The following is a 21,026-nucleotide window of genomic DNA, read 5'->3' as shown; positions in this document are numbered from 1 at the left end:
ACTCCAGCGGGAGCAAGCTCCCTCGCCACGGGGTCTGTGTTTGGCTCAGCGATTCAGGCGCTTGTCGATCAACCCCTCCACCACACTCGGATCGGCCAGGGTCGAGGTATCACCGAGGCTGTCGAGTTCATTGCAGGCGATCTTGCGCAGGATCCGCCGCATGATTTTGCCCGAACGGGTCTTGGGCAGCGCCGGCGCCCACTGGATCAGTTCCGGTTTGGCGAAACTGCCGATTTCCTTGCTGACGTGGGCCAGCAATTCTTTCTTCAATTCGTCGTTGGCCTCGACCCCGTTCATCGGTGTGACAAAGGCGTAGATGCCCTGGCCCTTGAGGTCATGGGGGTAACCGACCACCGCTGCTTCGGCGATGTTGTCGTGCAACACCAGGGCACTTTCTATTTCGGCAGTGCCGATGCGGTGCCCGGAGACGTTGATCACATCGTCGATGCGCCCGGTGATCCAATAATCGCCGTCTTCGTCGCGACGAGCACCGTCGCCGGTGAAGTAATAGCCGGGGTAGGGCTTGAAGTAGGTATCGACCATGCGTTGATGGTCGCCGTAGACGCTGCGGATTTGTCCCGGCCAGCTGGATTTGATCGCCAGTACGCCGCTGCCGGCACCGCTGATTTCCTTGCCCGTTTCATCCAGTAATACCGGTTGCACGCCGAACATCGGCTGGGTAGCGCAGCCGGGTTTGAGCCGCGGGGCACTCACCAGAGGGCTGAGCATGATGCCGCCGGTCTCGGTCTGCCACCAGGTATCGACAATCGGGCAGCGCTGTTCGCCGACCACGTTGAAGTACCATTCCCACGCTTCCGGGTTGATCGGCTCACCGACGCTGCCGAGCAATCTCAGGCTTTTGCGCGACGTTTCCTGCAACGGTCCGGGACCTTCGCGCATCAGCGCACGCAGGGCCGTCGGCGCGGTGTAGAAGATGTTGACCTGGTGTTTGTCGATCACCTGCCAGAAACGCGAACTGCTGGGATAGCTCGGGACGCCTTCGAAGATCAGCGTGGTGGCGCCGTTGGCCAGCGGGCCGTAGACGATGTAACTGTGGCCGGTGACCCAGCCGACGTCGGCGGTGCACCAGAACACTTCGTTGTCGCGGTAATCGAGCACGTACTTGAACGTCATCGCCGCTTGCAGCAGATAACCGCCGGTGGTGTGCAGCACGCCCTTGGGTTTGCCGGTGCTGCCGGAGGTGTAGAGGATGAACAGCGGGTCTTCGGCGTCCATCGGTTCGGGCGGGCAGTCGTCGCTCATTTCGTGCATGGCCTGGTGGTACCACAGGTCACGCCCTTCAACCCAGTCCATCTGGCCTTGGGTGCGCTCGACCACCAATACCGTACTGACGTTCGGACAGCTTTCCAGGGCCTTGTCGACGTTGCGCTTGAGCGGGATGAAGCGCCCGCCGCGCACGCCTTCGTCGGCGGTGATCACGGTGCGGCAATCGGCGTCGAGAATCCGGTCGCGCAGAGAGTCCGGCGAGAAACCACCGAACACCACCGAATGCACTGCGCCGATGCGGGTGCAGGCAAGCATGGCGTAGGCGGCTTCCGGAATCATCGGCATGTAGATGCAGACCCGATCGCCTTTCTTCACCCCACGACTTTTCAGCACGTTGGCCAGGCGGCAAACATGGTTGTGAAGTTTTTTGTAAGTAATTTCCGCCGATTCAGCGGGGTTGTCGCCTTCCCAGATGATTGCCGTCTGGTCGCCGCGCGTGTCCAGATGACGGTCGATGCAATTGGCGCTGACGTTCAGCTTGCCACCCGCGAACCATGTCGCGTCGCCGCTCTTGAGGTCATAGCGCTGGACGGTTTGCCAAGGCGTCATCCAGTCGAGAAAGCGCGTGGCCTGTGCGGCCCAGAAGGCGCTGGGGTGTTCGATGGATTCTTTATAGAGTCGCTTGTACTCGTCCTGGCTCAGTTGCGCAGCCCGGCGGACGGCATCGGCTTGGGGGAACTGGCTGATATCGAACATGACGGTTCCTTATTCTTGTTTTTGCGACAAGTCATAAAGATGCGCCGAGTAGCCGGAGGGTTCAAGTCATGTACAAAAAGCGACTGTGGGAGCGAGCTTGCTCGCGATAGAAGTGTGTCAGTCAACATAGGTGTCAACTGACCTACCGCCATCGCGAGCGAGCTCGCTCCCACAGGGATAATGCAAAAACTAAGGATCAGCCGCGATGACGCCCACGGAAGTAGTTGATCAAGCCTTGGGTCGAAGCATCGTCGGCCGGGCTTTCTTCGCTGCCCACCAGGCGGTTGTAGACGCCTTTGCCCAGTTCCTTGCCCAGCTCGACGCCCCATTGGTCGAAGGCGTTGATGCCCCAGACCACGCTTTGCACGAATACCTTGTGTTCATACAACGCCACCAGTGCGCCAAGGCGACGTGGGCTGATGCGTTCAACCACCAACGTGTTGCTCGGACGGTTGCCGGGGATCACTTTGTGCGACGCCAGTTTCTGCACGTCTTCTTCGCTCGCGCCCTTGTCCCGCAGCTCGGCCTCGGCTTCGGCGCGAGTCTTGCCCAGCATCAGTGCCTGGCTTTGGGACAGGCAGTTGGCGTACAGCCACTGGTGATGGTCAGATACCGGGTTGAAACTGACGATCGGCACGATGAAGTCGGCCGGGATCAACTGGGTGCCTTGGTGCAGCAGCTGATGGTAAGCGTGCTGTCCGTTGCAACCGACGCCGCCCCAGATCACCGGGCCTGTGTCGGTCGACACAGGCGTGCCGTCCTGGCGCACGCTCTTGCCGTTGGATTCCATGTCCAGTTGCTGCAAGTGCTTGGTGATGTTGCGCAGGTAGTGGTCATACGGCAGGATCGCATGGCTTTGCGCACCCCAGAAATTGCCGTACCACACGCCCAGCAGCGCCAGCAGCACCGGCATGTTCTGCTCGAACGGCGCGCTCTGGAAATGCTGGTCCATGGAATAGGCGCCGGAGAGCAATTCCTTGAAGTTCGACATGCCGATGGCCAGGGCGATCGGCAGGCCGATGGCCGACCACAGCGAGTAACGCCCGCCAACCCAATCCCACATGGGGAAGATGTTTTCTTCGCGAATGCCGAAGGCCACGGCGGCGGCGTTGTTGCTCGATACCGCGATGAAATGGCGATACAGCTCCGCTTCGGAGCCGCCCTGGGCCAGATACCAGGCACGGGCAGCCTGGGCGTTCTTCAGGGTTTCGAGGGTGTTGAAGGATTTCGACGAGACGATAAACAGCGTGGTCTCGGCGCGCAGCTTCATCGTCAGCTCGTGGAACTCGCTGCCGTCGATATTCGCCAGATAATGGCAGCGCACGCCTTTATGCGCGTAGGACAACAGCGCTTCGGACACCAGCTCCGGGCCGAGGAAGGAGCCACCGATGCCGATGTTCACCACGTCGGTGATCGGCTTTTCGGTGTAGCCACGCCACAGGCCGTCGTGAATGCGGCCCACCAGGTCAGTGATCTGGTTCAGCACTTTGTGCACGTCCGGCATCACGTTGACGCCGTTCACCAGCAACTTGTCGCCCACCGGCCGACGCAGGGCGGTGTGCAGGGCTGGGCGGTTTTCGGAGGCGTTGACGATTTCGCCTTCGAACAGCGACTTGATCGCGCCCTTGAGCTCGACTTCATTGGCCAGGCCCACCAGCAGGTCGCGGGTTTGGGCGTTGATCAGGTTTTTTGAATAGTCGAGAAACAGGCCGCAGCTCGACAGGGTGAATTGGGTGAAACGCTGCGGATCGGCATTGAACGCTTCGCGCATGCTGAAATCCTGCATGGCTTTGCGGTGGTCATTCAGCGCTTGCCAGGCAGGCAGAGCGGTCACGTCATGAGGGGTTCGGTAATACGCCATCGCTGCGGGTTTCCTTTTTACTTGAACGACCTTTTGTACACTAAAAATTCCGGCGCGGCCCTAGGTAGGCGTCCGGACAACTGCGTCGACACGATCTCTGGGCGCAGGGCGACTACAGTAAACCTCGCGTTGCGATCTGTCTTGACTTTGTCAGACCGGTTCCTGGTACTTTTTTATACAAACAGGCCAGGAATGGTCCGACAGACGGAGGTGCTGGGGATATTGCTGATCAACTGTGGGAGTGGGCTTGCTCGCGAAAGCGGCGGCACATTCAACATTGATGTGACAGACACATCGCCTTGGCGAGCAAGCACGCTCCCACAGGGAGTTCGCGGGTTTGGTCAGGCAACCTGAACCGGGATGGCATTGCTGGTGTGGCTCAGTTCGTTGCCCGGTGCCATGTACAGCATGCGGGGTTTGAAGTTGACCAGCTCGGCTTCGCTGTAATGGGCGTAGGCGCAGATGATGACGCGGTCACCGACCTTGGCTTTATGGGCGGCGGCGCCGTTGACCGAGATCATCCGCGAGCCTTCCTCGCCACGGATGGCGTAGGTGGTGAAGCGTTCGCCGTTGTCGACGTTGTAGATCTGGATCTGTTCGTATTCACGGATCCCCGACAGGTCCAGCCATTCACCGTCAATGGCGCAGGAGCCTTCGTAATCGAGCACCGCGTGGGTGACTTCGGCGCGGTGCAGCTTGGCCTTGAGCATGATGGCGTGCATGAGTGTTTCCTCTGGTCGGGTCCGAACGGCGGGCAGTTTGCCCGAAGGCTACCGAAGCGGCAATAACACTGCAGTCCCCTTGTGGAAGCGGGCTTGCTCGCGAAGACGGTGTGTCTGTCACATCAATGTTGAATGTGCCGGCGTCTTCGCGAGCAAGCTCGCTCCCACAGGGGGAGGTGAGGGGTCAGGCGGGCGTATCGAGGTCCAGGTGCAAGTTGTCGATCAAGCGCGTTGTACCCAGGAATGCAGCCACCAGTATCACCAGGTCACGATCCTCGGCTGTGGCCGGACGCAAGGTCCGGGCATGGCGGACTTCCAGATAATCGGGACGCAGGCCGGCGGCTTCCAGTTGCTTGAGCTGCTCGGCAACCAACGCCGGGAAATCCCGTTGGCCCTGCCTGATGGCCTCGGCAATCTGGCTCAGGCCGCGATAGACCACCGGCGCGACGGCGCGCTGTTCAGGGCTGAGGAAACCGTTGCGCGACGATAGCGCCAGGCCGTCCTCGGCGCGAACGGTGGGTTCGCCGATGATCTGAATCGGCATGTTCAAGTCATGGACCAGCGCGCGGATCACTGCCAGTTGCTGGAAGTCCTTCTGGCCGAACACTGCCAGGTCAGGCTGGACCATGTTGAACAGCTTGCTGACCACCGTCGCCACGCCCTCGAAATGCCCTGGCCGACTGGCACCGCACAGGCCTTCGGACAATTGCGGGACGCTGACCCGCGTCTGTCCGGCCATGCCGTCGGGGTACATCTCTTCGACACTGGGGGCGAACAGCAGATGGCAGCCGGCCTGGAGCAGTTTCTCCTGGTCGGCGGCCAGGGTACGGGGGTATTTGTCCAGGTCTTCGCCGGCGCCGAATTGCAGCGGGTTGACGAAAATGCTCGCCACCACGAAGTCGGCGCGCTGTGCCGCCTTGGTCACCAGCGCCACGTGGCCGCTGTGCAGGTTGCCCATGGTCGGCACGAAGGCGATGCGTTTGCCTTCACCGCGGGCGCGGGCTACGGCAGCCCGCAGTTCACGTACGGTTTTGACGGTGTTCATGCAGAGAATCCGTGTTCAACGCCTGGGAAGGTCGCTGCTTTGACTTCGGCAACGTAAGCGCTCAGGGCCGCCTGGATGGAGCCTTGCCCAGCCATGAAGTTCTTCACGAACTTGGGCACTCGGCCGGTGATCGACAGCCCGAGCATGTCGTGCAACACCAGCACCTGGCCGTCGGTGGCGTTGCCGGCGCCGATCCCGATCACGGGGATCTTCACTGCCTGGGTGATTTCTTCCGCCAGCTCGCTGGGCACGCATTCGAGCAGCAACATCGCTGCACCGGCTTGCTCCAGTGCAATGGCGTCGGCGCGCATCTGCCGTGCCTGGTTCTCATTGCGCCCCTGGACTTTGTAGCCACCGAGAATGTTTACCGACTGTGGGGTCAAGCCCATGTGCGCGCACACCGGGATGCCGCGCTCGGCCAGCAGCCGAATCGAATCGGCCAGCCACAGTGCGCCTTCGACTTTGACCATGTGGGCGCCGGCCTGCATCAGCATGGCGCTGTTGGTCATGGTTTGTTCGAGGGTGGCGTAGGACATGAATGGCAGGTCGGCGAGGATCAGCGCATCGGTGTTACCGCGTTTGACGGCGGCCACATGGTAGGCCATCTCGGCGGTGGTCACCGGCAGCGTGCTGTCGTGACCTTGCAGCACCATGCCGAGGGAATCGCCCACCAGCAGCACTTCGACACCGGCCTCGTTGCAGGCGTGGGCGAAGGTCGCGTCATAGCAGGTCAGCATGGCGATTTTCTCACCTTTTTGCTTGAGACCTTGCAGTGTGGTCAGGGTAATAGCTGGCATGAAAAAGTCCTCATTAGGCGCTCGTGAACTACTGCGAGTAACGCGCATGATTCGTCATTTACACAGGCGCACCCTCTATGTGTGGTGCTTGTAAGGCCTGGATTGCGCCCTTCAACGCCGCGTTGGCGGCAACGGGACGCCTATAGTCGTGAGGAGCTCTCGGGAAGTCAATTGGATGTGTTACCGCTGGGTGTTACCGGGGTTACTGATGCGTTTCAGCGTAGATGAGCGTCCCAGAATGACTGCCCGGTGCTGGAACCTGTGGGAGCGAGCTTGCTCGCTCCCACAGGGGGGATTTGCATCAGTTCGCAGGCAAGCGTTCCAGGCCTACAAACGGGCACGCCGCAAGCAAATCCTTGAGCAGGCGCCCATCGGCCAGACGCAGGTCGGCGGGGGCCAGCTCGGCCAGCGGATAGAGTACAAAGGCCCGGGCCTGCATGTGGTAGTGGGGGACTTTGAGGCGGGGCTCGTCGATCAGGCGATCGCCGAACAGCAGAATGTCCAGATCCAACGTGCGCGGGCCCCAGCGTTCCAGGCGTTCGCGACCTTGCCCGGTTTCGATGGCTTGCAGCGCATCGAGCAGGACCAGCGGCGCCAGTCGGCAGTCCAGCGCTGCCACCGCATTGGTATAGCGCGGCTGGCCGGGCAGCAGGGAATCGCTTTGATAGAACGCTGAAACGCCCGCCAACCGGGTGTCGGGCAGTTGCGCCAGCGCCTGGACGGCGCAGCGCAATTGTTCAGCGGGTTCGGCCAGGTTGCTGCCCATGCCGATGTAGATGCGCTCCATCGATTACTCGCCCGATGCGCTCGGTGCCCCGGCGCGTTTGCGCTTGGCACCGCTGCTGCGCCGCCGCTTGCGTGGGCCGGTGGTGCCGTCCTCCTTGCTGCTGAGCTCGCGAATCATGTCGCGGCGTTCGCTGTCATTGGCGTCCTGATAGTCGGTCCACCATTCGCCCAGGCCATCGGTCTGTTCGCCGGCGCTTTCGCGCAACAGTAGAAAGTCGTAGCCGGCGCGGAAACGCGGGTTGTCCAGCAGCAGGTCGGCACGTTTGCCGCTGCGCCGTGGCAGGCGTTCCTGCATGTCCCAGATCTCGCGGATCGGCATCGTGAAACGTTTTGGAATTGCGATGCGCTGGCACTGTTCGGCGATCAGCTCGTGGGCGGCTTCCTGCATCGCCGGGATCGGCGGCATGCCTCGGTCTTGCAGGCGCAGCACCCGGGCCGGCAGGGCCGGCCAGAGCAATGCGGCGAACAGGAACGCCGGGGTCACCGGCTTGTTCTGCTTGATGCGCAAGTCGGTGTTGATCAGCGCTTCACTGATCAGGGTGTGGGTGTAGGTTGGATTGTGCTCCAACGCCTCGGCGCTGGCCGGGAACAGCGGGTCGAACAGTTGCAGGTCCACCAGCATCTCGAAGGTATCTGCCGCGTGGCCCGACAGGAACAGCTTGAGCACCTCTTCGAACAGGCGGGCCGAAGGGATTTCCCGCAGCATTGGCGCCAGTTCGCGAATCGGCGTGGCGCTGTGTTTTTCGATACCGAAATTCAGCTTGGCGGCGAAACGAACGGCCCGCAGCATCCGCACCGGGTCTTCCTGGTAACGCTGCTTCGGATCGCCGATCAGGCGGATCAGGCGATTGCGGATGTCATGTACACCGTTGGCGTAATCGAGGATGCGTTCGCTGACCGGATCGTAATACAGGGCATTGATGGTGAAGTCGCGGCGTTGCGCGTCTTCTTCCAACGTGCCGTAGACGTTATCACGCAGGATACGCCCGCTCTCGTTGCGAGAAGACTGGTTGCTGTCTTCTTCTTCGCTTTGCGGGTGGTTGGCGCGGAACGTCGCCACTTCGATGATTTCGCGACCGAAGTGGATGTGGACCAGCTTGAAGCGCCGGCCAATGATCCGTGCATTGCGAAATTCGGCCCGTATCTGTTCCGGCGTGGCGCTGGTGGCAACGTCGAAATCCTTGGGTGTGATGTTGAGCAGCATGTCGCGCACACAGCCACCGACCAGGTAGGCCTGGTAACCGGCGTTCTGCAGGCGTTCGACGATGTTCACCGCATAACGGCTGAACTGGGCCTTTTGCAGCGAATGCTGGCCGCTGTTGAGCACTTCAGGCGTGCTGCGAATGTGTTGCGTACGACGCAAGGGAGAACGGAATGACTGGAACAGCTTCTTCAGCATGGGATGCACTGTTTGAAGGAATATTCGGCCAAAAACGAAGAATGACCGCAGATGGGCGGGGATTCTAGCATTTAGTCGAGGGATGGTGTAGGACGGAGCAGTTTTGAGCTGCAGGCTTGCGCCACAAGCCTTGTAGGCTTTCGGGTGGGAAAGACAGAAACCACAAGGGGAGCCGAAGCTCCCCCAGAATTAGTTACGTGCTCTATTTTTATTATTGGTTTCGGGCTTCTTGTTTTTGTTGAGTGCCCGCGCCACGAGGTTTTCCCTTCGTGACCCTCCCAATCGGGAGTCAAGAGCAAACGGATTGCTTTGGTCGCTGTGTTGCAGTGATCAATCGATCCAACCAGTTCAGGCACCTGTCTTGAGACAGTTTTTATTGTTCTCGGCCTGGTTGTGGGGCTAGCCCCAAATACAACGCCTCTCCAAAAGAATCAGTTAGCTGCGCCTCTCGCCGTCTTGTTTTTATTGTGCGTGAGTCGATTCGTCTTATTTTTATTGTCTTTTGCATTGCTTGTTATTGTTCTTGTACCAAAGCTATAGCAGGGTGCGTGCCAACTTTTGCGAAGGCTAGAAAAACCGGGGGTTCTAAGGATATGTCGGTTTTTTCGGGACGAAAAAAAGCCGGGGTTTCGTTACCGTAAACCCCGGCTTCTGTTACGTGAAAAAGCTGAGGTAACAGTTTTTTCACATTCATGGCTCTTCGAGCCTGTCCTCCTGTGGGAGCGAGCTTGCTCCCACAAATCAGCTTTCGCTGGCCACCCCGGTCTTGCGTCGCGGGATACCCAGGCGCTGGCGGCGTTCCCACAGGCACTTGCGACTTACGCCCAGCTTGCGGGCCAGTTCGGTCTCGGTCATGTGGTCCTGGTGCTCCAGGACGAAATGCTGGAAGTAGTCCTCCAGGGACAGATCTTCGGTGGGTTCGTGGCTGGTGTTGTTGGCCGCACCGCCCTGTTGTGGGGCCAGGCCGATGAACTCTTCGTCGTCCAGGTCACTCAGTTCGATGTCGATACCCAGCAGATCGGCGGAGATTTCCGGGCTCTCGCACAGGATCACCGCCCGCTCGACCGCGTTCTCCAGCTCTCGAACGTTACCCGGCCAGGCGTAATGACGAATGGCCTGCTCGGCGTCCGGGGCGAACTTGAGATCGGTGCGGTTGACCCGCGCGCTCTGGCGGGCGAGGAACGCTTGGGCGATTTCGTTGACGTCCGCGCCACGCTCGCGCAGGGCCGGCAGTTTCAAGGCGATGACGTGCAAGCGGTAATACAAGTCTTCGCGGAACTGGCCGATCTTCGCCAGGCTCTTGAGGTCACGGTGGGTCGCAGCGATCAGGCGGACGTCGACTTTCTGCGACTGCACCGACCCGACCCGGCGGATCTCGCCTTCCTGAAGCACGCGCAGCAATCGCGCCTGGGCTTCCAACGGCAACTCACCGATTTCATCGAGGAACAGCGTGCCACCGTCCGCCGCTTCCACCAGCCCGGCACGTCCGGCGCTGGCGCCGGTGAACGCGCCTTTCTCGTGACCGAACAGCTCGGACTCGATCAGGCTTTCCGGGATCGCCGCGCAGTTCACCGAGATCATCGGCGCCTTGGCCCGACGAGAGAGGTTATGCAGCGCGCGGGCCACCAGCTCCTTACCGGTACCGGACTCACCCTGGACCAGGACATTGGAGTCGGTTGGTGCCACTTTGCGGATCTTGCTGTACAGGTCCTGCATGGGTGGGCAGGAACCGATAATGCCGATTTCGCCGTTATGGTTGCTGGCGCCGACCTTCGCGGAGGCAGGGGCCTTGCCGGCGGGTTCCGATGGGTTACCGCTTGCCGTTTGTCGGTCGCGCAGGATGCGGGCCACGGCCTGGAGCATCTCGTCGTGGTCGAACGGTTTGGCGATGTAGTCCACGGCCCCCATTTTCATGGAGTCGACCGCCGAGCGCAGGCTGGCGTAACTGGTCATGATCAGCACCGGCGTACCCTGGCCGAGCTTGATCAGCTCGGTGCCGGGAGCGCCGGGCAGGCGCAGGTCGCTGACGATCAGGTCAAATGTCGGGATGCTGAAACGCTCTTGTGCTTCCTGCACTGAACCGGCTTCGCTGACCTGGTACTGGTTGCGTTCCAGCAGGCGGCGCAAGGCGGAGCGGATAATTGTTTCGTCTTCGACGATCAGAATGTGCGGCATTGATTCGATTCTCTCGACGGTCTCAGTTCACAGCGGACGTCGCTTCGACATGACGCGGCAAGGTGACCCGGATACGGGTGCCGCGTTGGCTTTGTACATCGGCCGGGCTGTCGATGGTGATTTGTCCATAATGCTCTTCAACGATGGAATAGACCAGTGCGAGGCCCAGACCGGTGCCTTCGCCAGGATCCTTGGTGGTGAAGAAGGGTTCGAACAATCGGTCCATGATGTTCTGTGGGATACCGCTGCCTTCGTCTTCGACGATCAGGTCGATCGTGTGTTCGCTGGCTTCGCTCTTGACCCGCACCGCGCTGCCGGCCGGTGAGGCGTCCCGCGCGTTGGAGAGTAGGTTGATCAGCACCTGGGCGAGCCGCTGGGGGTCGCCGTCGACCCAATGATCCGGGTCGCACAGGTTGAAAAATTGCACTTCGAAATTGCGCCGGTTGAGCGCCAGCAGACCAATGGCATCCTGGGCCACTTCGGCCAGGCAGACGGGCTCATCGTTATGTTGGTGACCGCCGGCATGGGCGAAGCTCATCAGCGACTGAACAATACGCGACACGCGCTTGGTCTGTTCGAGGATCTGGCCACTGATTTCCGTCAGTTCGCCGTCGTCCTCGCGCTCTTCGCGCAGGTTCTGCGCCAGGCAGGCGATGCCAGTGATCGGGTTGCCGATCTCGTGGGCGACCCCGGCGGCCAACCGGCCAATGCTCGCCAGTCGTTCGGAGTGGACCAGCTTGTCTTCGAGCATCTGGGTATCGGTCAGGTCTTCCACCAGCAATACCAGGCCGCTGTTGCCCGGTGCCAGCGGCTCGTCGATCGCCGCCTTGTGCAGGTTGAGCCAGCGGGTCTGACCGTCGAGGGCCAGGTGTTGTTTGTGCAGGTGCTCGTCCGGCAGGTCGATGAAGCCTTGCAGCAAACCTTTCCACGGTTCGCCCAAGGTGCTCAGGCGCGAACCGACCACGCGCTGGGCAGCGATCCCGGTCAGCTCTTCCATGGCTTTGTTCCACATCAGGATTTCCTGGTCCTTGGCCAGGGAACACACGCCCATCGGCAGTTCCTGCAAGGTCTGGCGGTGATAGCGACGCAAGGCGTCCAGTTCGGCGGCCAGGCCGGTGAGGCGCGAGTGGTAATCCTCGAGGCGACTTTCGATGAAGTGGATGTCTTCGGTGACGTAGTTCTCGCCGCCAGCCTTGTAAGGCAGGAACGTCTCGACCATATCCTGGGCCACGCTGGGGCCCATCAGGCCGGACAGGTTGGCTTCGATCCGGTCCCGCAGGCGACGCAGGGCGTAGGGGCGGCGCTCATCGAAGGGCAGATAAAGGTCGCGCAGGGCCTGTTCGACTTCCTTTTGCGCAGCTTTGGCGCCCAGGGGCTTGGCCAGTTGCGTGGCGAACTCCTGGGGCGAGGCGGCGTGCAGCTCGCGGCGCTGCGGGCGACGAACGTTGTCCACCGCACAGGCTTCGGCGGCGCTGGCCTCTTCGCTGCTGGCGTTGGTGAACAGTGAGATCAGGGTGAACATCAGCACGTTCGCCGCCAGGGAGGCGATGGCTGCCATGTGCCAACTGGTGTCGTCGAGCACATAGATCATGTTCAGCAGCGGAATATAGAAACCCTGCAAGTTGCCCAGCAGCGGCAGGAGCATGGCCACCAGCCACACCAGGATCCCCGCCAGCAGGCCGGCGATAAAGCCGCGACGGTTGGCGGTCGGCCAATACAGCACCGACAACACGCCAGGCAGGAACTGCAAGGTGGCAACGAATGCGACGATGCCCAGGTTGGCCAGGTCCTGGCCGTCGCCCAGCATCAGGTAGAAACCGTAGCCGGCCATGATGATCGCGACGATCAGCGCCCGCCGGGTCCATTTCAACCAGCGGTAGATATTGCCTTCAGCTGGCGGCTGATACAGCGGCAGCACCAGGTGGTTGAGGGCCATCCCCGACAGCGCCAGCGTGGTGACGATGATCAGGCCACTGGCCGCCGACAGGCCGCCGATATACGCCAGCAAGGCCAGGGCCTTGCTGTTGGCGGCGATGCCGATGCCGAGGGTGAAATACTCTGGATTGGTACTGGCCCCCAGCTTCAACCCGGCCCACAGGATCAGCGGCACCGCCAGGCTCATCAGCAGCAGGAACAGCGGCAGGCCCCAGCTCGCGCTGACCAGCGAGCGCGGGTTGAGGTTTTCGGTAAACGTCATGTGGTACATGTGCGGCATCACGATCGCCGACGCGAAGAACACCAGCAACAGCGTGCGCCACGGTCCCTCCTGCAGGGGCGTATGCAGGGCGGCGAGGGCGGTCTGGTTCTGTAGCAGCCAAAGCTCAAGCTGTTGCGGACCATCAAACACGCCGTACAGGGCATAGAGGCCGACGCCGCCGATGGCGATCAGCTTGATCACCGATTCGAAGGCGATGGCGAACACCAGGCCTTCGTGTTTTTCCCGGGTTGCGATGTGCCGGGAGCCAAAGAAAATCGTGAACAGGATGATCAAGGCGCAGAAACTCAGCGCGACCCGGTGCTGCACCGGTTCGCGGGTGAGGATGCTGATGGAGTCGGCCACGGCCTGGATCTGCAAAGCCAACAGCGGCAATACGCCCACTAGCATGAAGATCGTGGTCAGGGCACCGGCCCAGGTGCTGCGAAAGCGAAAAGCGAACAGGTCGGCCAGGGACGACAGTTGGTAGGTGCGGGTGATTTTCAGGATCGGGTAGAGCAATACCGGCGCCAGCAGGAACGCGCCCGACACGCCGAGGTAACTGGACAGGAACCCATAGCCGTACTGATACGCCAGCCCGACCGTGCCATAGAACGCCCACGCGCTGGCGTAGACGCCCAGCGACAGGGTGTAGGTCAGCGGGTGGCGGATGATCGCCCGGGGGATCATGCCCCGTTCGCTGATCCAGGCTACACCAAACAGCACTGCCAAGTAGGCGGCGCTGATCAGGATCATCTGGGTCAGGCTAAAGCTCATCGGCATCTTTTTGGCTCTGCAGGATGAAGGTCACGACAATCAGAATCAGCCAGAGCAGATACGGCCGATACCAGGCACCCGTGGCATCGATCCACCAATCCATGATCGCCGGGGAGAACAGGTAAATCCCCACTACCAGGAGCAGGACCAAGCGATAGATATACATCCCGGCCTCTCTTATTTATGCGCGTGCCCGAAAACGTGCGGCGATGGTAACGGATGGGCGCCAAGCTGCAAGGGCCGTCAACGTATTTGCGCTTCGGGCAGGCTCAGTGTGCGCGGGATCTTGGCCGCATCCCAGTGGCGAATGCCCCAATCCAGCAGCTCCCGTGGGCTGGCGTCGGCCAGCTCTGAGCCCGGTTGCTGGCCCAGCGCGCGCAACGCCCGCAACAGCAGCGGCGTGGCCTGATCGGCCGCCAGCGGTGGCGAGCGATAGGACTTACCAAGCTTGTGCCCGTCCGGCTGGGTGATCAGCGGCACGTGCAGGTAACGCGGTTGTGGCAGCCCGAGCAGTTCTTGCAGGTACAACTGGCGCGGCGTGGAGTCCAGCAGGTCGGCGCCGCGCACGATATCGGTGACCCCTTGCCAGGCGTCGTCCAGCACCACCGCCAGTTGATAAGCGTAGAGCCCGTCACGACGGCGAATCACAAAGTCACCGGCCTCGCGGCCCAGATGCTGGCGGAACTCGCCTTGTACCCGGTCAGTGAAGTGGTACTCAAGCTCAGGGACGCGCAGGCGGATGGCGGCGTTTTCGGTGCCATGCCCAGCGTTGCGACACAGTCCCGGATAAATGCCCTGATACGCCTCCAGTTGCTTGCGCGAACAGGTGCAAGCATAGGCCAGGCCCTGGCTGAACAAGCGGTTGATGACTTGCTCGTAAGCGTCATGGCGCTCGCTCTGGCGGACCATCTCGCCGTCCCATTCAAACCCGTAGCTTTCCAGTGCCTTCAAAATCGCCGCTTGCGCGCCCGGCTCTTCCCGGGGCGGGTCAAGATCCTCCATGCGCAGCAACCAGCGCCCGCCGACAGCCCGGGCATCCAGGTATGACGCCAACGCAGCGACCAGCGAGCCGAAATGCAAGTGGCCGCTGGGGGTGGGGGCGAAGCGGCCGATGTAGGGGGTGGTGGCAGTCATGGGGAGAATGTTACTGAGTCCGAGCGGTAGGAATACATATCTTGATGACGAAACCCATCCCCTGTGGGAGCGAGCTTGCTCGCGAAGGCGTCGGATCAGCCAGTATTAAGTTGACTGACACTGCGCTATCGCGAGCAAGCTCGCTCCCACAAGGGATTCGCCGGGCGCATAGAAAGTGCCAGAAACAAAAACGGAGCGTGTGAACGCTCCGTTTTCGTTACAGCCCAGGCAATTACTTGCCGACCTGTTTTTCCTTGATTTCCGCCAGGGTCTTGCAGTCGACACACATGTCGGCAGTCGGACGGGCTTCCAGTCGCTTGACGCCGATTTCGACGCCACAGGACTCGCACCAACCGTATTCTTCGTCTTCGATCAGTTGCAGCGTCTTGTCGATTTTCTTGATGAGCTTACGCTCACGGTCACGGGCACGCAGTTCGAGGCTGAATTCTTCTTCCTGACTGGCACGGTCGGCCGGGTCGGGGAAGTTCGCTGCATCGTCTTTCATGTGATCCACAGTGCGATCGACTTCCTGCATCAAGTCCTGTTTCCACTTATTCAGGATCTTGGTGAAGTGCGCGCGCATGGGGGCGCCCATGTACTCTTCGCCAGGTTGCGAGACGTAAGGCTCAAACCCGCTGAGCGTGTTATTTGGGTTTTGCTTTGCTTGGGTGGGCATGAATGGACCGCCTCTACTCTTGTAATCCACTACGCAGGATTGCTCCATCACCGACACCTGCCGGCCCTGCGGCTGCAAGCGGGCGAACTTACCAGATCAAATCGGGCCGCGCTACTCCCGGTTGTCGAGCCTGCGGCCGTCGGGGGCTTTGTAAAGCGTGGTCGGGTTCGGTTCGGTGCAGATGTAATCCTGCTCAATGCTTGATTCTAGTCAAGCCTGGGCCAATCGCCGGAGTCATTTCCAGCAATCCGAGGGCTCTGACTTCTTTAGGTTCGCGCTCGTTCCCGGCTTGGGTAGAATCGGTTCTTTTTCTTACGTAAGGAAGGCTAATGGCTCAGCCCTATAGTGCGCGCAGCCGCGCCATCGAACCTTTCCATGTGATGGCGCTGCTGGCCCGCGCTAATGAATTGCAAGCCGCCGGGCACGACGTCATCCACCTGGAGATCGGCGAGCCAGACTTCACCACCGCCGAGCCGATCATCCAGGCCGGCCAGGCAGCGCTGGCAGCGGGTAAGACCCGTTACACCGCGGCCCGTGGCATTCCCGAATTACGCGAAGCCATCGCGGGTTTCTATAAGCAGCGCTACGGGGTGGACATTGACCCCCGGCGTATCCTGATCACCCCGGGTGGCTCCGGCGCGTTGCTGCTGGCCAGCGCCCTGCTGGTGGACCCAGGCAAGCACTGGTTGCTGGCCGATCCCGGCTATCCGTGCAACCGTCACTTCCTGCGGTTGGTGGAAGGCGCGGCGCAATTGGTGCCGGTGGGCCCGGATGTGCGTTACCAACTGACGCCGGACCTGGTGAACCGTTATTGGGACCAGGACAGCGTGGGCGCGTTGGTGGCCTCGCCGGCCAACCCGACCGGGACGATCCTCACCCGGGACGAACTGGCCGGGTTGTCCAAGGCCATCCGCGGGCACAACGGCCATCTGGTGGTGGATGAGATCTATCACGGCCTGACCTACGGCACCGACGCCGCCAGCGTGCTGGAAGTCGACGACGACGCCTTTGTTCTTAATAGTTTTTCCAAATATTTCGGCATGACCGGCTGGCGACTGGGTTGGCTGGTGGCGCCTTCGGCCGCCGTCGGCGAGCTGGAAAAGCTTGCGCAGAACCTCTACATCAGCGCACCAAGCATGGCCCAGTACGCGGCCCTGGCCTGTTTCGAACCCGCCACCATCGAGATCTTCGAGCAACGTCGGGCCGAGTTCGCGTTGCGCCGCGACTTTCTGCTGCCGGCTTTGCGTGAGTTGGGCTTCGGTATTGCGGTGGAGCCGCAAGGGGCATTTTACCTCTACGCCGATATCAGCGCGTTCGGCGGCGATGCCTTTGCGTTCTGCCAGTATTTCCTGGAAACCGAACATGTGGCCTTTACGCCAGGTTTGGATTTCGGCCGCCATCAGGCCGGCCACCATGTGCGTTTCGCCTACACCCAGAGCCTGCCGCGGCTACAGGAAGCGGTGGCGCGAATCGAGCGCGGACTGCGGAGCTGGCAAGGCTGATGCGTTTTTCTCCTGCGTTGGAAGAAGGGCGTCTGATTCGACGTTATAAGCGTTTTCTCGCCGATATCGAGACCGTTCATGGCGAACTGCTGACCATTCATTGCCCGAACACCGGCTCGATGCTTAATTGCATGACAGAGGGTGCGCGAGTCTGGTTCAGTCGCTCCAGTGATCCCAAGCGCAAGCTGCCCGGTACTTGGGAAGTCGGCGAAACCCCTCAGGGGCGGCTCGCCTGCATCAACACGGCGCGGGCCAACGCCTTGATCGAAGAGGCCTTGCGCGCCGGGATCATCGCCGAATTGAACGGGTTTACCGGGCTCAAGCGTGAAGTGGCCTATGGTCAGGAAAACAGCCGTATCGATTTCCGGCTGGACTACGACAACCGTTCGGCCTGGGTCGAAGTCAAAAGTGTCACGCTGGGTTTCGATGGCACGAACGTGGCGGCGTTTCCCGACGCGGTGACCCAGCGCGGGGCCAAACATCTGCGCGAACTCGCCTGCCTGGCCCGGGAAGGTGTGCGGGCGGTGCAGCTGTATTGCGTGAACCTGAGCGGCATTGAGGCCGTGCGTCCGGCGCAGGAAATCGACCCGCTGTATGCGGCCGCCTTGCGCGACGCGGTGGCGGCAGGTGTCGAGGTGCTGGCTTATGGGGTCAGCCTGACGCCGGAGGAGATGTGGGTGGACCGTCCATTGCCGGTACTGCTCGAACCGCTACAGCTCGACCCAGATCCCTTGTTCGTCCTCCCGGCTGTCTAACGCCGCCAGGAATTGACCGGCGCAGGGACCGGCCACGCACTCACCGTCCTCGATCAGGAACAGTGCGCCATGGGTGGCGCACTGGATCAGGCTGGCGCTGGGGTCGAGAAACTGGTCGGGTTGCCATTCCAGTGGCACGCCGCGGTGCGGGCAGCGGTTGAGGTACGCATAAACCCGGCCTGCGCGGCGCACGATCAGCACCTTGCGGCCATTGATGTCGAAGCCACGACTGCCGTTGTCAGGCAATTGGGCAGCGGTACAAAGAAGCTTCATGTGTGTCTCGATATTTGTGTTGAAGAGCCCCTGTGGGAGCGAGCTTGCTCGCGATGACGGCGCCACATTGAACACTTCAGTGACTGACACACCGCTATCGCGAGCAGCTCGCTCCCACAGGTTTCGTGTGGCAAAAGGTTCATGCTTGACGGTCAAATGAAAACAATTATCAAATGGCGCCTTCTTCGCAGGTGACTGAGGATACTTGGCCTGGCACGTCCATGCCCGGTCCTGTGAACAACTTCTTTGAGGAAGCTGCCTGATGCGCCTGAATATCCGTGTTGTTTGGTTGTGTGTCGCACTGCTGGCCAGCCCGTGGGCCACTGCGGCCGATTTGCCGCAGCGCTGGGTCAGCGCCGGTGGTGCCTTGTCGGAGTGGGTCAGCGCGCTGGGTGGTGAATCGAAACTGGTGGGTGTGGACACCACCAGCCAGCATCCCGAATCCTTGCGGGCCCTGCCGAGTATCGGTTATCAGCGTCAGCTGTCGGCGGAAGGCGTGCTGAGCCTGCGCCCGCAGATCCTGGTGGGCACTGAAGAAATGGGGCCGCCCCCGGTGCTGTCGCAGATCCGCGGCGCCGGCGTACAGGTCGAACTGTTCTCGGCCACGCCGGATCTGCCGACCCTGCAAGGCAATTTGCGGCACCTGGGGCAATTGCTGGGGGCCGAGGCCCTGGCCGCGCAGCTGTTCGACGGTTATCAACAGCAGCTTGCCCAACAAAAAGCCCGGGTGAGCGAAATCCAACTCAAGCAAAAGACGCCCGGCGTGTTGCTGTTGATCGGGGGCGCCGGCGGCAAACCCTTGGTTGCCGGCAAGGGCACCGCCGCCGACTGGCTGTTGCAGCAGGCGGGTGGTCACAATCTGGCGACCCATAGCGGTTACAAGCCATTTTCCATGGAGAACCTCGCCGGGCTGAATCCTGAGGTGCTGGTCTTCGCCGACCGTGCCTTGAAGGGTGAAGAAGCCCGCGCGGCATTGTTCAAGGAAAACCCGATCCTTGCCTCGACCCGGGCCGCCAGGGATGGACGCGTCATGGAACTTGACCCGACGTTGTTGGTGGGCGGGCTGGGGCCACGGTTGCCGCAAAGCCTGGTGAAACTGACGGATGGGTTCTATCCGGCCGCGTCGGCCAAGGCGCCATGAGGCCGGTGGTCAAGCCGCGCACCTTATTCATCGGCCTGAGCCTGCTGTGCCTGTTGGCGATCTGGCTGTCCCTGGCCCTGGGGCCGGTGAGCTTGCCGCTGTTCGACACCTTGCGCGCCGCGTTGCGCCTGCTGGGTCTGCCGGTCGCTGCCGATGGTCTGGAGCAGGCTGAGCTGATCCTCGGCCAGATCCGTTTGCCGCGCACCTTGCTGGGGTTGGCGGTGGGTGGAGTGCTGGCATTGTCCGGTGTGGCGATGCAGGGCCTGTTCCGCAACCCGCTGGCCGACCCGGGGCTGGTGGGCGTGTCCAGCGGCGCGGCGCTGGGGGCGGCCTTCGCGATTGTCGCTGGTTCGGCGCTGGGTGGGTTGCCCGAAGCGTTCGGCCCTTATGTGTTGTCGTTGTGTGCGTTTCTTGGCGGGCTTGGGGTCACGGCCCTGGTCTATCGCCTCGGTCGGCGCAACGGCCAGACCCACGTGGCGACCATGCTCCTGGCCGGCATCGCCCTGACCGCGTTGTCCGGTTCGGCGGTCGGCCTGTTCACCTACCTGGCGGACGACGCGACCCTGCGCACCCTGACGTTCTGGAACCTGGGCAGTCTTAACGGCGCCAGCTATGCGCGGTTGTGGCCGTTGTTGCTGGTCAGCGCCGGCGTGGCGCTCTGGTTGCCACGTCGGGCCCGAGCGCTCAATGCGCTGTTGTTGGGTGAGTCCGAAGCGGCCCATTTGGGCGTTGATGTTGAAGGCCTCAAGCGTGAATTGGTGTTCTGCACGGCCCTGGGCGTTGGCGCGGCGGTGGCGGCAGCGGGCATGATCGGTTTTGTCGGGTTGGTGGTGCCGCATTTGGTGCGACTGATAGCGGGCCCGGACCATCGCGTGTTGCTGCCAGCTTCAGTGTTGGCAGGTGCCAGCCTGCTGCTGTTCGCCGATCTGGTGGCACGCTTGGCGCTGGCCCCGGCGGAACTGCCGATTGGTATCGTCACGGCCTTTATCGGGGCGCCTTTCTTCCTTTATTTATTGTTGCGAGGGCGCGCCTGATGTTGCGAGCGCAGAACCTGCACATTCATCGTGGTCGGCAAAGCGTGCTGGCGGACGTCGATCTGCAACTCAATCCCGGTGAAGTGCTCGGCGTGCTTGGGCCCAATGGCGCGGGGAAAAGTACCTTGCTGGCCGGCCTGTGCGGTCAATTGCGTCCGGCCCAGGGCCAGGTTTGGCTCGACGATCGACCGCTGGCCCAGTGGGACGGTGCCGAGCGCGCTCGCCGCCTGGCGGTCTTGCCGCAGTCCTCGACCCTGGACTTTGCGTTCCGTGTCGAGGAAGTCGTCGGCATGGGGCGCCTGCCGCATCAGAGTGGCCGGGTACGCGATGAGCAAATCGTCGCCTCGGCGCTACAAGCCGCGGACGCGGCGCATCTGCACGGACGCAGTTACCTGGCGTTGTCCGGGGGCGAGCGTCAGCGGGTGCATCTGGCGCGGGTGTTGGCACAACTGTGGCCGGGTGAGGCGGGTCAAACTTTGTTGCTGGACGAGCCGACCTCGATGCTCGACCCACTGCATCAGCACACCATCCTGCAGGCGGTGCGTGAATTCGCCGATCGCGGCGCTGCCGTGTTGGTGATCCTGCATGACCTGAACCTGGCGGCGCGTTACTGTGATCGTCTGTTGCTGCTTGCGTCTGGCCGGCCCGTGGCCCTGGACACGCCGCAGCAGGTGCTGCGCCCGGAACCGCTCAAAGCGGTGTTTGGCCTGGAAGTGCTGGTGCAGTCCCATCCGGAGCGCGGGCATCCATTGATCATTGCCCGTTGAGGGTT

18 protein-coding genes are annotated in these 21,026 nt (G+C 61.7%); 5 read left to right on the top strand and 13 right to left on the bottom strand.

Annotation, left to right across the window (positions count from 1 at the left end; all coding sequences use genetic code 11):
- Positions 1-45: 45 nt before the first annotated feature.
- From acs to dksA, 12 genes are all read right to left on the bottom strand, one after another.
- Positions 46-1,983 (bottom strand): acetate--CoA ligase, encoded by a 1,938-nt coding sequence (acs, locus tag EPZ47_RS25270; RefSeq protein ID WP_135847207.1) that lies wholly within the window; start codon positions 1,981-1,983, stop codon positions 46-48.
- A 196-nt stretch (positions 1,984-2,179) separates the two neighbouring features.
- The gene (gene pgi, locus EPZ47_RS25260; protein WP_135847206.1) at positions 2,180-3,844 is read right to left on the bottom strand and encodes a glucose-6-phosphate isomerase; all 1,665 of its coding nucleotides are present in this window, start codon (positions 3,842-3,844) and stop codon (positions 2,180-2,182) included.
- 341 nt (positions 3,845-4,185) lie between these two features.
- Entirely contained in the window at positions 4,186-4,566 is a 381-nt protein-coding gene (gene panD, locus EPZ47_RS25255; RefSeq protein WP_007963888.1) for an aspartate 1-decarboxylase, read from the bottom strand.
- 184 nt (positions 4,567-4,750) lie between these two features.
- Entirely contained in the window at positions 4,751-5,611 is an 861-nt protein-coding gene (panC, locus tag EPZ47_RS25250) for a pantoate--beta-alanine ligase (RefSeq protein WP_135847205.1), read from the bottom strand.
- A complete protein-coding gene (panB, locus tag EPZ47_RS25245) occupies positions 5,608-6,408 on the bottom strand; it encodes a 3-methyl-2-oxobutanoate hydroxymethyltransferase (protein ID WP_135847204.1) in 801 nt (266 codons plus the stop codon). Before panB ends, panC begins: the two co-directional genes overlap by 4 nt.
- A gap of 301 nt (positions 6,409-6,709) precedes the next feature.
- The gene (folK, locus tag EPZ47_RS25240; RefSeq protein WP_135847203.1) at positions 6,710-7,195 is read right to left on the bottom strand and encodes a 2-amino-4-hydroxy-6-hydroxymethyldihydropteridine diphosphokinase; all 486 of its coding nucleotides are present in this window, start codon (positions 7,193-7,195) and stop codon (positions 6,710-6,712) included.
- Between the two features lie 3 nt (positions 7,196-7,198).
- Positions 7,199-8,593 (bottom strand): polynucleotide adenylyltransferase PcnB, encoded by a 1,395-nt coding sequence (locus tag EPZ47_RS25235; RefSeq protein WP_135847202.1) that lies wholly within the window; start codon positions 8,591-8,593, stop codon positions 7,199-7,201.
- 741 nt (positions 8,594-9,334) lie between these two features.
- A complete protein-coding gene (locus tag EPZ47_RS25230) occupies positions 9,335-10,768 on the bottom strand; it encodes a sigma-54-dependent transcriptional regulator (RefSeq protein ID WP_135847201.1) in 1,434 nt (477 codons plus the stop codon).
- Positions 10,769-10,790: 22 nt separating this feature from the next.
- Positions 10,791-13,745, bottom strand: coding sequence for a sensor histidine kinase (locus tag EPZ47_RS25225; protein ID WP_178084278.1), 2,955 nt, complete (start codon positions 13,743-13,745; stop codon positions 10,791-10,793).
- Complete coding sequence (locus EPZ47_RS25220; RefSeq protein WP_003176118.1) at positions 13,729-13,905, bottom strand: hypothetical protein; 177 nt, start codon at positions 13,903-13,905, stop codon at positions 13,729-13,731. The genes EPZ47_RS25225 and EPZ47_RS25220 overlap by 17 nt, the downstream gene beginning before the upstream one ends.
- Positions 13,906-13,982: 77 nt before the next feature.
- Entirely contained in the window at positions 13,983-14,873 is an 891-nt protein-coding gene (gene gluQRS / locus EPZ47_RS25215) for a tRNA glutamyl-Q(34) synthetase GluQRS (protein WP_135847199.1), read from the bottom strand.
- A gap of 232 nt (positions 14,874-15,105) precedes the next feature.
- Positions 15,106-15,549, bottom strand: coding sequence for an RNA polymerase-binding protein DksA (gene dksA, locus EPZ47_RS25210; protein ID WP_135847198.1), 444 nt, complete (start codon positions 15,547-15,549; stop codon positions 15,106-15,108).
- A 329-nt stretch (positions 15,550-15,878) separates the two neighbouring features.
- Here dksA and EPZ47_RS25205 point away from each other — a divergent pair, with 329 nt between their 5' ends.
- Positions 15,879-17,051: a pyridoxal phosphate-dependent aminotransferase gene (locus tag EPZ47_RS25205; protein ID WP_135847197.1), complete on the top strand. Its 1,173-nt coding sequence runs from the start codon at positions 15,879-15,881 to the stop codon at positions 17,049-17,051.
- The gene (gene sfsA, locus EPZ47_RS25200; RefSeq protein WP_135847196.1) at positions 17,051-17,806 is read left to right on the top strand and encodes a DNA/RNA nuclease SfsA; all 756 of its coding nucleotides are present in this window, start codon (positions 17,051-17,053) and stop codon (positions 17,804-17,806) included. Before EPZ47_RS25205 ends, sfsA begins: the two co-directional genes overlap by 1 nt.
- Here the strand turns inward: sfsA and EPZ47_RS25195 are convergent.
- Positions 17,762-18,079: a Rieske (2Fe-2S) protein gene (locus EPZ47_RS25195; protein ID WP_135847195.1), complete on the bottom strand. Its 318-nt coding sequence runs from the start codon at positions 18,077-18,079 to the stop codon at positions 17,762-17,764. The genes sfsA and EPZ47_RS25195 overlap by 45 nt on opposite strands.
- A gap of 262 nt (positions 18,080-18,341) precedes the next feature.
- Between EPZ47_RS25195 and EPZ47_RS25190 the strand changes: the two genes are divergently transcribed.
- The 3 genes from EPZ47_RS25190 to EPZ47_RS25180 are packed head-to-tail and all read left to right on the top strand — an operon-like array spanning position 18,342 to position 21,021.
- The gene (locus tag EPZ47_RS25190) at positions 18,342-19,220 is read left to right on the top strand and encodes a heme/hemin ABC transporter substrate-binding protein (protein ID WP_135847194.1); all 879 of its coding nucleotides are present in this window, start codon (positions 18,342-18,344) and stop codon (positions 19,218-19,220) included.
- Between the two features lie 50 nt (positions 19,221-19,270).
- Complete coding sequence (locus EPZ47_RS25185; RefSeq protein WP_178084338.1) at positions 19,271-20,254, top strand: FecCD family ABC transporter permease; 984 nt, start codon at positions 19,271-19,273, stop codon at positions 20,252-20,254.
- Positions 20,254-21,021, top strand: a complete 768-nt coding sequence (locus tag EPZ47_RS25180) for a heme ABC transporter ATP-binding protein (protein ID WP_135847192.1) — start codon at positions 20,254-20,256, stop codon at positions 21,019-21,021. The genes EPZ47_RS25185 and EPZ47_RS25180 overlap by 1 nt, the downstream gene beginning before the upstream one ends.
- Positions 21,022-21,026: the final 5 nt, after the last annotated feature.

Source organism: Pseudomonas viciae, assembly GCF_004786035.1.
Taxonomy (GTDB): Bacteria; Pseudomonadota; Gammaproteobacteria; order Pseudomonadales; family Pseudomonadaceae; genus Aquipseudomonas; species Aquipseudomonas viciae.
This window is presented reverse-complemented; position numbering and strand designations above follow the sequence as displayed.